Source organism: Terriglobales bacterium, from assembly GCA_035651995.1.
Classification (GTDB): domain Bacteria; phylum Acidobacteriota; class Terriglobia; order Terriglobales; family Acidobacteriaceae; genus DASRER01.
The window spans coordinates 25,747-39,353 of the sequence record DASRER010000020.1; the positions used below are offsets into that span (position 1 = coordinate 25,747).

General features: G+C 66.3%; 13 protein-coding genes. 4 read left to right on the top strand and 9 right to left on the bottom strand.

The window, feature by feature from the left end:
* Positions 1-9: 9 nt before the first annotated feature.
* Positions 10-327, bottom strand: a complete 318-nt coding sequence (locus tag VFA60_06005; protein ID HZQ91325.1) for an STAS domain-containing protein — start codon at positions 325-327, stop codon at positions 10-12.
* 191 nt (positions 328-518) lie between these two features.
* On the opposite strand from VFA60_06005, the gene VFA60_06010 reads away from it, so the two are divergent.
* A complete protein-coding gene (locus tag VFA60_06010; protein HZQ91326.1) occupies positions 519-1,400 on the top strand; it encodes a CHAD domain-containing protein in 882 nt (293 codons plus the stop codon).
* Positions 1,401-1,424: 24 nt separating this feature from the next.
* On the top strand, positions 1,425-2,951 hold the full coding sequence (locus VFA60_06015) for a Ppx/GppA phosphatase family protein (protein HZQ91327.1): 1,527 nt from the start codon (positions 1,425-1,427) through the stop codon (positions 2,949-2,951).
* Here the strand turns inward: VFA60_06015 and sixA are convergent.
* Both sixA and ppk1 read right to left on the bottom strand, forming a co-directional pair.
* A complete protein-coding gene (gene sixA / locus VFA60_06020) occupies positions 2,903-3,436 on the bottom strand; it encodes a phosphohistidine phosphatase SixA (GenBank protein ID HZQ91328.1) in 534 nt (177 codons plus the stop codon). The two genes, VFA60_06015 and sixA, sit on opposite strands and share 49 nt — an antisense overlap.
* Positions 3,433-5,595 (bottom strand): polyphosphate kinase 1, encoded by a 2,163-nt coding sequence (gene ppk1 / locus VFA60_06025; protein HZQ91329.1) that lies wholly within the window; start codon positions 5,593-5,595, stop codon positions 3,433-3,435. The genes sixA and ppk1 overlap by 4 nt, the downstream gene beginning before the upstream one ends.
* Before the next feature lie 365 nt (positions 5,596-5,960).
* Between ppk1 and VFA60_06030 the strand changes: the two genes are divergently transcribed.
* A complete protein-coding gene (locus VFA60_06030; protein HZQ91330.1) occupies positions 5,961-7,181 on the top strand; it encodes a S41 family peptidase in 1,221 nt (406 codons plus the stop codon).
* A gap of 162 nt (positions 7,182-7,343) precedes the next feature.
* Positions 7,344-8,045 carry a PilZ domain-containing protein gene (locus VFA60_06035; GenBank protein HZQ91331.1) on the top strand — a complete coding sequence of 234 codons (702 nt, stop codon included), beginning with the start codon at positions 7,344-7,346 and terminating at the stop codon, positions 8,043-8,045.
* A 111-nt stretch (positions 8,046-8,156) separates the two neighbouring features.
* Here VFA60_06035 and lpxC read toward each other — a convergent pair whose 3' ends face one another.
* The 6 genes from lpxC to VFA60_06065 form a co-directional block, all read right to left on the bottom strand.
* Positions 8,157-9,062 carry a UDP-3-O-acyl-N-acetylglucosamine deacetylase gene (gene lpxC, locus VFA60_06040; GenBank protein ID HZQ91332.1) on the bottom strand — a complete coding sequence of 302 codons (906 nt, stop codon included), beginning with the start codon at positions 9,060-9,062 and terminating at the stop codon, positions 8,157-8,159.
* A 256-nt stretch (positions 9,063-9,318) separates the two neighbouring features.
* Positions 9,319-10,098, bottom strand: a complete 780-nt coding sequence (locus VFA60_06045) for a hypothetical protein (protein HZQ91333.1) — start codon at positions 10,096-10,098, stop codon at positions 9,319-9,321.
* Positions 10,099-10,249: 151 nt separating this feature from the next.
* A complete protein-coding gene (locus VFA60_06050) occupies positions 10,250-11,029 on the bottom strand; it encodes an SDR family NAD(P)-dependent oxidoreductase (protein ID HZQ91334.1) in 780 nt (259 codons plus the stop codon).
* Between the two features lie 13 nt (positions 11,030-11,042).
* A complete protein-coding gene (locus VFA60_06055) occupies positions 11,043-11,897 on the bottom strand; it encodes a gamma-glutamyl-gamma-aminobutyrate hydrolase family protein (GenBank protein HZQ91335.1) in 855 nt (284 codons plus the stop codon).
* Entirely contained in the window at positions 11,897-12,715 is an 819-nt protein-coding gene (locus VFA60_06060; protein ID HZQ91336.1) for a lysophospholipid acyltransferase family protein, read from the bottom strand. The genes VFA60_06055 and VFA60_06060 overlap by 1 nt, the downstream gene beginning before the upstream one ends.
* Positions 12,716-12,855: 140 nt before the next feature.
* Positions 12,856-13,557, bottom strand: coding sequence for a hypothetical protein (locus VFA60_06065; protein HZQ91337.1), 702 nt, complete (start codon positions 13,555-13,557; stop codon positions 12,856-12,858).
* Between the last annotated feature and the right edge of the window lie 50 nt (positions 13,558-13,607).

Here is a 13,607-nt window from a genome sequence, read left to right on the forward strand (position 1 = left end):
GGCGGCACATTAACCGTGCGCCGCCAGCGCGGCTTCAGCTTCACTGATGGCTGCGAAGAGCTTGAGTGTCTGGTCCACGTGCGTCACCTTGAACGTCTCGCGCACGCGCGGCGCCACGGCGACGAGGGCCAGCGAGCCGCCCGCCTTCTCGCGCGAAACGTGCAGGTGCACCAGCGATCCGATGCCCGCCGAATCAACGTACGGCACGTCCGCAAGATCAAGGATCAGCGAGGGAGCGGTTTGGCCGCGCCAGGCGTCCTGAAACCGGAACAGGTTTTCCAAGGTCAGCGGACCCCTGATCACCATCACCACTTGTCCCGGGTGCACGCCGGGCCGCGTTTGCAGTGCAAAACTTCCCGATGGCATCGGCCAACTCCAGCTTTTATGCGGGCTTAACAGCGGCTTGCAGCATAACGACAAAGTGTTAAGGCACTGTTAAACTGGTAAGGAAGCTGCGGCCGTACGGAGCCCTTGCAGTCGGGTCCCCTCTCCGGTATCGTGCGGCACTCCTGCCGAGTATGGAATCCTCAGGGAAAGTTCGCACTCTTAAATTACTGACGACGCTGGAGAACCTGCCCAAGAAGATCGCCAGCCAGGCCGGCCCCGAGCCGGTCCACAAGCTGCGCACCACCATCCGACGGGTGGAGTCGCTGCTGGATACGGCCGGCCTGGCCAGGAGCGGCAAGTCGGCCAAGCTTCTGAAACAAGCGGCCAGGCTGCGCAAGCGCGCCGGCAAGGTGCGCGACCTCGACGTGCAGATCGCCGCCCTCAAGCAGGTGAAAGTGGAGGCCGCAGCCCGCGACCGCAAACGCGTGATGCGGGCGCTGGAGAAGGCGCGCGCCAAGCAGGAGAACAAGCTGCTGGCCGAGCTGGAGTCGGCGCGCGACCACAACTTCGGCAAGCACGTGAGGAGGACACGCGAGGAACTGCTGTCGGCCGCAAGCGCACGCCAGTCCCGCCCGGGGTTCGATCCGGTGGCGCAGGCGCTCGACGGCTTCGCCGAACTCGCGCGCGGGCGCGGTGCGCTCACCGAGACCACGCTGCACGACTTTCGCCTGCGCTGCAAGCGCCTGCGCTACACCGCCGAGATGGCCGGCAAGACGCCCGCGGCCACCGCCGCCATCGAGCAGTTCACCCGCATACAGGACGCCGCCGGCGAGTGGCACGACTGGCTCACGCTGACCGGCACCGCGGAAGACAAGCTGGGGCGCTCCAGTTCGCCGCTGGTGAGCGCGCTGCGCGCCATCACGCGCTCCAAGTTCCTGGAAGCGGTGCGCGTCACCACCGACGCGGAGCGCAACCTACTCGCGCAGCGCGAGGGACGGGCCCGCAAAGCGCCACGCGCTGAACCTGCCGCGCCCGTTGAGGGCCCGCTGCGCGCCGTCGCCGGCGTTTCGTAATTCTTCACCGCGCCGCCAGAATCCATGCCCGCCTTCGCCGCGGTTGACATCGGAGCGAACTCGGTCCGGCTGAAGATTGCGCGGCTGGTGCGCAGCCGCCTGCGCGTGGTCCACGAAGACCGCGAAGTCACCCGCCTGGGCCAATCGGTTTTCCGCAACGGCACACTCGAACCCACCACCATGGCGCACACGGTGAAGGTGCTGCGCCGCTTTCATCGCGCCGTGCAGGAGCACGGCGTGGACCGCGTGCGCGTGGTCGCCACCAGCGCGCTGCGCGACGCGCGCAACGCCGCGTCGTTCATCGAGTGGGCGCGCGCCGCCACCGGCTGGCACGTGGAGGTCATCTCCGGCCTGGAAGAAGGCCGGCTCATCCACCTGGGCGTGATGTCGGCCACGCGCTCCGGCGCCCAGCGCGTGCTGCTGGTGGACCTTGGCGGTGGAAGCTGCGAGCTGACCATCTCCATGGGCGGCCAGATCCGGCAGCTCCACAGCCTGCCGCTCGGCGCGGTGCGGCTCACGCAGGAGTTTCTGCGCCGCGATCCGCCCAAACGCAAGGAGCTGGCGCGGCTGCGCGAGTTCATTGCGGAAGAGATTGCCCCGCTGCAGAAGCGGATTGCCGCGCGCAAGCTGCAGCTGGCGATTGCCACCTCGGGCACCGCTGCCGCACTGAACCGCGCCTGGATGGCGCGCCAGCGCAAGAAGGACCGCGCGCCGCGCTCGGTGCCCACCGCCGCGGTGGTGAAGCTGGCGGACCTGCTCTCGCGCGCCACGCTCAACGAGCGCATCGCCATGCCGGGCATCGGGCCGCGACGCGCCGAGATCATCGTGGCCGGCGCCGTCGTGTTCGCCGAGCTGTTCACGCGGCTCGGCCTGCGCGGCTTCCGCTATTCGCCCCTGGGACTGCGCGACGGCCTGCTGGCGCAGATGGCCACCGACTACGGCCGCAGCGCCCGCCTGCAACGGCAACTGCAGTCGGAGCGCGAGAACGCGCTGCTCGCCGTCGGGCGCCACTACGGCATCGATCACAAGCATGCCGCTCGCGTCCGCCAGCTCGCCGGCGAACTGTTTGGCGGACTCAAGAGCGTGCACGGCCTGCCGCCGGAGTACAACGAGTGGCTCGCCGCGGCCGCCATGCTCTGCGAAGTGGGACTTTTCCTGAGCCGCACCGGCCGGCACCGGCACACGTACTACATCATCGCCAACTCCGACATTTTCGGTTACACCGTCGAGCAGCGGCGCATTATCGCCACCCTCGCGCGCTTCCTGGGCAAGTCGGTCCCGCAGCCCGGCGATCGCGTGCTGCGCCGCCTGCGCTCGCCGGACCGAGAGCGCATTCCGAAAGCCGTAGCGCTGCTGCGGCTGGCCGTGTCGCTCGATCAGGGACGCCGCGGCGCGGTGCGCGGCGTCTCGGCCCGCGCGGTGGAGGATCGGGTCCTGCTGAAGCTCAAAGCCGGACGCGGCGGCGCCGACCTGGAGTTGTGGGCGCTGGAAAAGGAGCGTGCTTACTTCCGCCAGGTCTTCGGGCGGGAGCTGGTGGCGGCTGCTTCGTAGGCGGCGCGCAGCAGCTTGGGCGTGAGACACCAGTGCAGCGTCGCCGGACGCGAGCCGGAGCGCTCCACGCGAGCGATGGCACACTTCTTTAGGTCGACCGAGCGGTCGTTGCCGCCATCGCTGATCAGCAGGCTGAGAAACTCGCTCAGCGTGGGATTGTGTCCCACCAGCATGATGGACTCGGCCTTGGCGTACTTGCCCAGCAGGTCGCGGAAGGCGTCGCAGTTCGACTCGGGGCGCAGCGCCGCATCCTGCTGCACCTTGCCTTCGTAGCCGATCTCATTCGCCACCAGCGCCGCGGTTTGCGTTGCCCGCTTCAGCGGGCTGGAGATGATCAGGTCCACATCGAGCTCGAGGGCGGCCAGGGCGCGGCCGAGTTCGCGGCACTGCTCGATGCCGTCGCGGTCGAGCGGCCGCTTGTCGTCACTTTTCTGGCTGGAGCGATGGGTCCCGGCGCTGGCGTGGCGGAGAAAGTACAAGATCATCGCGCAGCCACTCTCTCAGCCCGGTCGGTGAAGCGGGCGGGCTTTCTGCGCGCGGCGGCCGTGGGAATGTCGGCGGCGGTGGCGCGGCCCTCGGCCACGTCGACGAGGAATTCCTGCGCGCTGAATTTTCCCGGGGCGCGGCGCGGTCCGGCATTCGCGCCGTCGGCGCGCGACCACTCGCCGTCGGCGCGCAGCCGGCGCGCCTTGCTGTTGTCGGCCAGGTAAGCGGCCAGGATTTCGTCACGCACCCGCGTCCGCAAGATGGGGTCCTGCAACGGGAACATGACCTCCACGCGCTCGTAGAGGTTGCGCGGCATCCAGTCGGCGCTGCTCAGGTAGATCTCCTCGCCGCCGCCATTGGCGAAGTAGAAGATACGGCTGTGCTCGAGGAACCGGCCCACGACGCTGCGCACGCGGATGCGGCTGCTCACGCGCCGCACGCCCGGACGCAGCGCGCACATGCCGCGCACGATCAGGTCCACCGTCACGCCCGCCTGCGAGGCGCGATAGAGCTCCTGGATCACGCTCTGGTCGAGCAGCGCGTTCATCTTGGCGATGATGTGCGCCGGGCGCCCCTGGCGCGCGTGCTCGGCCTCGCGGCCGATCAGCTCCACCGTGCGCTCGGCCAGGTTGAGCGGCGAAACGATCAGCGGCTCGTAGTGGCTGCGCTCGGCGTACGAGGTGAGGAAGTTGAACACGTCGTGCGCCGCGCCGGTGAGCGCCGGATCGGCGGTGAGCAGGCTCAGGTCGGTATAGAACTTCGCCGTCGCCGGGTTGTAGTTGCCGGTGCCCAGGTGCGCGTAGCGGCGGGTGGCGCCGTCTTCGTCCTTGCGCACCATCAGCGAGAGCTTACAGTGCGTCTTCAGCCCCACCAGGCCGTGGAACACCTGCACGCCGGCATCTTCCAGTTGCCGCGCCCAGCGGATGTTGGATGCCTCGTCGAATCGGGCCTTGAGTTCGACCACCACCACCACTTCCTTGTTGCCGGCGGCGCGCAGCAGCGCCTGCAGGATGGGCGAGTCTTCGTTGGTGCGATACAGCGTCTGCTTGATGGAAAGCACCGCCGGGTCGTCGGCGGCGGCGTCAATAAAGGCCACCACCGATTTGTACGAGTCAAAGGGATGGTGCAGCATCACGTCGCGTGTCCGCAGCCGGTCCCAGATGCTCTGCGTTGCCGGCATGGAAAGCTCGCGCGCCACGAACGGCCGGAACTTGAGGTCGGGACGGTCGGTCAGCTCGTAAATGTGCAGCAGGCGTGAGAGGTTCACCGGGCCGGGCGTGCGGAACACCTGCCAGCTCTGCAATTCGAAATTGTTGCGCAGCCGCTCGACCATGTCGTCGCTGGCATCGGACTCGATCTCCAGGCGCACGGCGTCGCCCTTGCGGCGGTTGTGCAGCTCGGTGCGCACCGAGTCGAGCAGGTTGCGCGACTCTTCTTCCTGGAGATAGAGGTTGCTGTTGCGCGTGATGCGGAAGGCCGCGTCGGACACAATGTCGTACCCGCGATACATGCGCGCGGCGTGCGCCGCCACAAGATCGGCGAGAAACACATAGTCGCTGGTGTCGCCGGCACGCGGCAGCTGCACCAGCCGCGGCAGCGCGCGGGGCACGGTGATCACGCCCATGTAGAGCTGCGCCGAACGGCGGCGGCGGCGAAGCAGCAGCGCCAGGCACATCGCCTTGTTGATCACGCGCGGGAACGGGTGCGCGGGGTCCACCGTGACCGGCGTGAGCAGCGGATCGATCTCGCGGTCGCAGTAGTCGTCCACGAAGCGCTGCGCCGGGCCGTCGAGCTCGGAGAGGCGCAGCACGCGGATGCCGTTGGCCGAGAGCTCGGGCCGAAGCTGGTCGTTCCACACCCGATACTGGTTGCCCACCAGCTCGTGCATGTCGCGGTCGATCATCGCGGCCGTGTCGGAAGGCGAAATGCCGTCGGGACCGGACTCGGAGTAGCCGTCTTCGATCTGTTGCAGCAGGCCGGCCACGCGCACTTCCACGAATTCGTCGAGGTTGCTGGCGGAGATGGCGAGGAACTTCACCCGTTCCAGCAGCGGGTTGCGCGGGTCTTCCGCCTCCTCCAGCACGCGCCGGTTGAAGGCCAGCCAGGAGGCCTCCCGGTTCAGGTAGTAGCGCGGGCTGTCGAGCGTGAGGCGAGACATGACCGAGTGGGCGTGGTGATCTTAGGTCAGGAGTGTTAACAGAAGATGAAAAGCGGTCCCGAGGCCACCCTTTAGGTTACACCCTTCACGGTCTCCCGAGGGCCCCGCCGGACACCGCCCTTCGCCCGGTGAGCATCGGCGGCGAGGCCGAAAATCACCGCCAGGCGGGGCCTGGAAGCAGAGCAAGCAGCGGCGGCTACACCGTTCTTTTTGTGACGGAAGCGGCCGGCGGGCGTCTAAAAGCACCCTGATCCCGGGGGAACCCGGCTGCATCCAACCCGGGTATAATGAGCTACTGCCAGCCGGGCGCGCGGCCGGTCCGCGGGCGGTTCCAGGGAAAGAACGAAGTTCGAGAAGGGTCCTACGTGTCCAAACAGGTTAAAGCCGCCATCCTCAGCACTTCACTCGTCATTGTTGCTTTCACCGTCATCGGCGGCCTGGGCGTCAAGGCCTCGACGGGCGACGGCGCCTACAAGCAGATGGGCGTCTACAGCGAGGTGCTCACCCGCATCAGCAAGGAGTACGTGGAAGAGCCCAACATGCCGAACGTCACCGACGGCGCGCTGCATGGGCTGCTCGAGTCACTGGACGCAAACTCCAGCTATCTCACGCCGGCTGAGTACCGCAGCTACCGCGAGCGCAAGGAAGGCAAGGGCGGCACGGGCGCGACCATCTCGAAGCGCTTCGGCTATGCGGCCGTGATCTCCGTGCTTCCCGGCAGCCCGGCTGACAAGGCGGGCGTCGAAGCGGGTGACATCATTGAGGGCATCGAGGGTAAGACCACGCGCGACATGTCGCTGGCGCAGATCAACCTGCTGCTCAGCGGCGCTCCCGGCTCGCAGGTGAACATCAGCGTGGTGCGCGCGCGCAAGGCCGAGCCGCAGAAGATCACCATCGTGCGCGACAACGTGAGCGTTCCCCCGCCCACCGAGAAAATGATGGAAGACTCGGTCGGCTACATCAAGGTTGACGGCCTGCCCAAGGGCCGCGCGTCGGAGATCGCTTCGCGCATCAAGTCGCTGCAGAAGTCGGGCGCCAAAAAGCTCGTGCTCGACCTGCGCAACACCTCCGAGGGCGACGAAGCCGAAGGCGTCGCGGTGGCGAACCTGTTCCTGAACCACGGCACCATCGCGTACCTGCAAGGCCAGAAGTATCCGCGCGAAGACTTCACGGCTGATCCGTCGCGCGCCGTTACCAGTCTGCCCGTGGTTGTGCTGGTCAACCGCGGCACCGCCGGGCCGGCGGAAATCGTGGCCGCGGCAATTCTTGAGAACGCCCGCGGCGACGTGGTGGGCGACAAGACCTTCGGCGTCGGCTCGGTGCAGAAGGTGCTGGAAGTTCCCGGCGGCTCGGCGCTCATCCTGAGCGTGGCCAAGTACTACTCGCCGGCGGGTAAAGCCATCCAGGACACGGCCGTCACGCCCAACATCGTGGTGGCAGACAACGACGACGACATCTCGCCCGACGACGACGAAAACGCTCCGCAGCAGCCGGAGAAAAGGCCTCCCCAGGAAGATGAGCAGCTCAAGCGCGCCATCGAGGTGCTGAAGAACAGGACTGCGAAGGCGGAGTTGAACAAGCAGTAGCTTCCTTTCAAGGTGTCATTGTGATGGCGAGCGCGCTTCCCGGCGCGCTCTTTTGTGCACGGGCCGATCCATTCCCGCCGGGCAAGCCTCCCGCCGTTACCCTGGGCCACGTCCCGTTCGTTACTTGGGGCGGCTGGCAACTCGGCCTAAGATCGGGAAGTCATGCTGCTGAACGCACTCCTCCTGGCGCGCGATCCCGAACTGGTCGCGCTCATGCGCCGGCTCTTCGACGACCTGGGTATCCATCTGGAAACAATGGCTTCGAGCAAGGCTGCCGCAGAGCGCCTGGCCCGCCGCAAGTTCGAAGCCGTGCTGGTGGATTGCGATCAGGTGGAGGGCGCGCGCGACATGGTGAAAACCGTCCGCGCCATGCCCAGCAACAAGACTTCCGTCCTGTTCGCCATCGTCCACAACACCACTCCGGTCGGGAAAGCTTTCGAGATGGGCGCCAACTTCGTGTGGGAGCGTCCCGTCACGCAGGAGCGTGCGCAACGCTGCCTGCGCGCGGCGCATGCCCTGATGGCGCGCGAGCGCCGGCGTGCGTTCCGCCACGGCATCGACGCGTCGGTGTTTCTTCAGATGGAGAATGGCACCGAAGTCCGCGCCCGCGGCCTGAACCTGAGCGAGGGCGGCATGGCGGTGTGGCTGGAGCGGGAAAAACTGCGTCCCGGCAACGCCGTCCACCTGCGCTTCCTGCTGCCGGATAGCGACGTGTGGATGCAGGCCAAGTCGAGCGTGATCTGGACTTCACCACAGGGCCACGTGGGTCTGCAATTCAGCGCGGTCAGCGCCGGTCTCCGCCTTGAGCTCGCGCAGTGGCTCACCGCGCGGCCCGAGATACGTCGCCTGGCAACGGCGGGGTAAAGGCGCTTTCCGCTCTCCCGTTTTCCGTTTTCCGTTTTTTCCGCCAAAAGACCACAACCTTGCCGCCATCTTGAGCGCGCGTAATTTAGGAACGGCAATTCTGGAAACGCGTTACGGCGCGGGGTTCGCCGCAACAGGCTGCCGGGCGGGCGTTTCCACGGATGGTCCTTCGTCGGTGGTCTCTTCCCACAGGGTGCGGTCGCGCAGGATGCGCGACACCAGCGCGGTGTGCATGGCGTGCCCGGCGCGATCGGCCACCACGCGTCCCACGACGCGCTTCCCGAGCAGCGCGAGGTCGCCGATCAGGTCGAGCACCTTGTGGCGCACGAACTCATCGCTGAAGCGCAGCGGCGGATTCATGATGCCGTCGGCGGTGAGCACGATGGCATTCTCCAGGCTCGCGCCGCGGATCAGGCCCATCTTCTCCATCGCTTCCTTGTCCACCAGCGACCCGAAGGTGCGCGCGGGGGCGATCTGGCGGCGATAGAGGTCGCGCGAGAGATCGATTTCGAAGGTCTCGCGACCGATCATCGGGTGCGGAAAATCGATGTTGTAGGAAACCGAGTAACCGTCGGCCGGATACACGCCGATAAACTTGTTCCCTTCGCGTAATTCCAGCTTGCGCAGGATGCGCAGCGAGACGCGCCGCTTGCGCTGCTGCTTCAGCCCGGCGCGCAGCACCATGTCCACGAACGGCTGCGCGCTGCCGTCGAGGATGGGCAGCTCGAGGTTGTCGAGCTCCACGATCGCGTTGTCCACCCCAATGCCGATAAAGGCCGAGAGCAGATGCTCGGTGGTGGAGATGAGCACGCCTTTCTTCATCAGGCTGGTGGCGTAGCTCACGCGCGCCACGTTGCGGCTCACCGCCTCGATGGTGAAGCCGTCGAGGTCAACCCGGCGGAACACCACGCCGGTGCCCGCGGGTGCGGGCAGAATTCGCAGCTTCACCGGAGCGCCGCTGTGCAGCCCGACGCCGCTGCACTCCACCGCGGAACGAATTGTCTGCTCGTAACTCAAGCAGCGGGGGAACGTAACGACTTCTAGATGTGCAGTTTACGCCCGGAGTTGCAGGTGGCGGCTGTGGCAAATTCGCCACAGTCCGTGGCGCAAAAGAGGCGGTTCCGGGCTGCCGTGAGCACCTGAGTCGGACTTACAGGCGCGCCCTTATCCAACTGTCATGCTGAGCGAAGGACCGCGCAGCGGGCCGTCGTCGAAGCATCCCCACCTGTACCCGTGCTGGCCGGGCGAAGTCATGTAGGGCGGAGCTGCCGCATTACCGCTTCTCGGGCGGCAGGGGCGCGGCTTCAAACATGCTGTCGGGAAAGCCGTTGTTGTAGCTGACTCGGTTCAGGAAGCGCTGGTTCTCCATCTCGCCGTTTTTCAGGCGTGTGATGCTGTAGGGCGTTTGGATTCCCTGCACTAGGTGGTAGTTGTCGTAAACCTCGTCCTGGTCGTCTTTCTCGCGCGTGGTGGGATCGCGCCGCTGGTAGCTCTTCTGGATCGGCAGGTGCGAATCAATATCCAGATACAGCGTGACTGCCTGGTTCTTGGAGTTCAGGATGGTCACCTTGTCGGTGGACTTGCGCTGCGCCACCGCCTGGCCGTCGTAGAAAAGCGCTGTGCCCGGCTCATTGAGCCAGACGCGCAGCACGCGCTCGAGCGAGAATTCGCGGCGCTCGAGATACGACTTCAGCGCCTCGGCCTCTTCCGGCTTAACGCCGCGGAAGGTGATTTCGAATCCCTTGTCGCCGTTGTGGATGATGATCCAGTCGCGCTGCTTGGTCAGCTCCAGGCGCTCCTTGTCGGGCCACTTCCACATGCGCCAGAAAGGAGCGCCGCTGCCGCTCTGCCCGTGAGAGAACCCGTAGGTGCGGCCTTCCTGGGCGACGTCGGTGTAGTTGAGGTAAGCCTGCCCGCCGAGCGCGCGGATCATCTGGTCGAGGAGCTGCCGCGCCTTGCGCGAGCTGCCGTCCTGGCTGACCGCGGGCTGGCCCGGCGCCTGCGCAAGCGCGGAGCAGGTCAACAACACGAGGGTTGCGAGAATCTTTTTCATCTGGCGATATCAGGTTGGACGCAAACTTCGTCCGTTCGGCTGCTCTGGTCGGCACGTCGCACTTGGCATTTGGCACTTAGCATCTGGCCGTGAAGAGCGATGCGCCTTTGCCTTTTCGTGAAACGTGAAACGCGAAACGTGAAACCTGCCTTTATCCCACCAGCACCGCCCCGCCGTTCACGTTGAAGATTTCGCCGGTGATAAATCCCGCATGCGGCGTGCACAAGAACAGAATCGGCGCCGCAATTTCATCCGGCGTGGCCACCCGGCCAAGCGGGATGGCGCGAAACACGCGCTCGCGATACGCCGGATCGCTCAGCGCCGGCGCCGACATATCGGTATCCACCCAGCCCGGCGCGACACAGTTCGCGCGAATGCCGTGCGCCGCCAGCTCGGTCGAAAGCCCCTTCACCATGCTGATCACTGCGCCCTTGGTCGCGGCGTAGTCGGCGTGAAACGCCTCGCCGCGCTGGCCGGCGGTGGAACTGATGAGAACGATGCTTCCACCTTGTTTTTGCGCTTTCATCTGCGCGACCGAGTGCTTCACCAGGCCAAAGACGCTGTCGAGATTCACGGCCACGGTGCGCCGCCACTGCTCGTCTGTCATGCGATCCACGGGAACGTCTTCCGGCGGCCAGATGCCGTGGTTGGCGATTAGCGCGTCCAGCCGGCCAAACTTGTTGATCGCCGCTTTGACGAGTCTTTCGGCGCTGGCGGGACCATGGAGTTCGCATTGCACCGCGAGGCAGTTCGCTTCTCCGCCGCAACTGGCAACCACGCGCTCCGCCTCAGCGCGCGAACGCACGTAGTTGAATGCCACGCGCGCGCCGGCGCGCACGAACATCTTCACCGCCGCTGCGCCGATGCCGCGCGAGCCGCCGGTGATGAGCGCGACCTTGCCCGTGAGTGTGAGTGTGACTCCGTCGTTCATCTTGGGAATGGAGCTAGGACGTGGTTCGGCGCTTGCGCTTCCACTCGGCAGCCGCGTCCACCAGCGCCCGGAACAGAGCGCGCGAAGGCTCGTCGCTCGCGGTGGTGCGCTCGGGATGCCACTGCACGGCGACGACAAAGTGGTCGGGCGCCGTGCCCTCGATGGCCTCCACCACGCCGTCGCGCTCCGAGCGCGCAACGGCGCGCAGGCCGTCGCCGATTACGTCGGCCGACTGATGGTGGCTGGAGTTCACGTCGATTTCCGGCATTGACGCCTGCTCGGCAACCGCCGCCACGCCCCGCAGCGTCGCCGAGGCCGGAGCCTGGCGCCCGTCCTGCGGGCGCCGCGCGTTCGCGGCCTGCTCTTGGCGGGTAACGTGGCGTAACGACTGCCCCAGCAGTATCCCCGCCAGCCGCGACGCCGGCTCCAGCGTGACCTTGTGGGCGCGCAGCACATTGCGCCCTGCTTCGTGGTTCACAGGCGACGCGATGTGCTGCACCAGCGTGCCCGTGCGCCACACGTTGAGCGCCTGCAATCCGTAGCAGATGCCGAGAATCGGCTTGCGCAGGTTGTACGCATCCTGGAGAAGGAGTTCATCCACCGCATCGCGCGCCGGGTCGGGAGGATTGGTGTTGGGATCGCGCGCCGCGTCGTACTTCTGCGGATCGATGTCCGCCGGGCTCCCCGGCAGCAGCACGGCATCGCAATCGCGCAGCAAGCGGGCAACATCTTCCGGCCCGCGGTCGAGCGGGATCACCACCGGTTCGCCGCCCGCTTCTTCGATGGCGCGCGTGTACTGGGGCAGAGAGCGCTGCGCGTAGTCGGGCTTCTGAGAGTGCGGCACCGGGATGGCAATGCGCGGACGCATCAGCTTGATTGTATCGCCTCGGCAGGCCGCGGCTCCGGGCGCGCCACGGCCGCGCGCGAATAATAAAGATCTTCAACCGCGCGTTGCGCCCGCGCCGCCAACTCGTCCATCTGGCGCACGTGCATGCCGTCGGTCGAAATCGGCCTGCCCACGATCATCTGCACCGGCCCGGGGCGGACGTGGTAGCTGTTCATCGGCAGCACCTCCCAGGTGCCCACCAGCGCCACCGGCACAACGTCAACGCGGGCGCGGATCGCCGCGTAGAACCCGCCACCGAGGAACGGCTGGATGTGTCCGTCGATGCAGCGACCGCCCTCGGGAAAGACAACCAGCGGCATGCCCGAGCGCAACGTCTGGGCAGCGCGATTCAAGCTGCTCAGCGACGAGTGCGCATCCTCCGGGTCAATCGCGATCTGGCCGGAGCGCTTCAGGTGCCAGCCCATGAACGGATAGCGAAACAGTTCTTTTTTCGCGATGATGCGGAACTGGAACGGCAGGTCGGCGTAGAGCACCGGGATGTCGAGCGCCGACGCGTGATTGAACACCCACAGCCGCGGCTTGCCGTCGTTCAAAACATTTTCCAGGCCCACGGTCGTCGCCGGCGAGAACAACGTCTTCAGGATGAGCCGCGACCAGAGCCGCGCGAACCCATGCTGCACGCGCCCCGAGCGGTCCCACAACGACGAGATCAGCGACAGCGCCCCCAGCACCGCCGTGTAGAGGTAAACCAGCGGCACAAAGAAAAAAAGCGAGCGCAGGATGCTGAAGAACGCGGCGAGTTTCGATTGCGGAGGCACCGTTTGCAACTCAACTTCCATCCTGCTGAGCGGAGGCCCGCGCAGCGGGCCGGAGCTGAAGCATCCCTGCTCGACCCGCGAACATTGGGTGAAGTAGGGACCGTTCGACTCGCCCTCCGCGCTCCCTCAAGATGACGCGAAGCGAGCGACACTTCAACCTATCACATATAAAACAGGCTCAGCCGCGGCAGCCGATGCCGCTCCAGCAATCGCTTGTTGGCGTACTGCTTGTGCAACTGTTCGATCTGCGCCGCCGGCATCTTGCTGCGATACGGCGCCAGCTCGCGGTCAGCCTCGGCGCGCACCGCCAGTAATTCGTCATTGCTGGCGGCCGCCGTGAGCGCCGCAAACAGCCGCTCTTCCATCACGGTCAGCCGCCGTTCCAGGTCTTCCATCGCGCGCGCAGTCGCGGGCGGCATCGCCGCAACTTCATCCGCCATCTCGCCCAGACTGCGCGCCGTCTGCTGCCCGACCGCCTGTGCCGGCGGCGGAAGGTCCGCTACCCGCCGCTCGATCTCCGCCGCATTCCTCCGCAGATACGCCGCCACCGTTGGCGCGTCGAATCCTCCCTGCTCCGCCGCCGGAGGCGGTGCGCCCACCGCCGCTTCCTGCATGCCCTCCACCGCTGCGAGCACCGCCTGCGCGCAGTAAGCCAGGCTGTTCACCTTTTGCGACTTCGACCTCCGCCGGTCGTACTTGTCGAAGGCATCGTCAATGCCGCGCAGCACCGCCTCGAGCGGCACCCCCGCGTCTTTCCAGGTCTCGATCAGCGCCCAGTCGAGCGTGGAGAGCAGCAGCCCGGCCCCGCGACGCCGCTGGAAGTGCTCCTCGACCTCGGTGAAGTAGTTGAAATAGTTGTCCACAATGGATTGAAGCGGCTGAGCGAATCCTTCGGAGGAGCACGGCTTCAGCC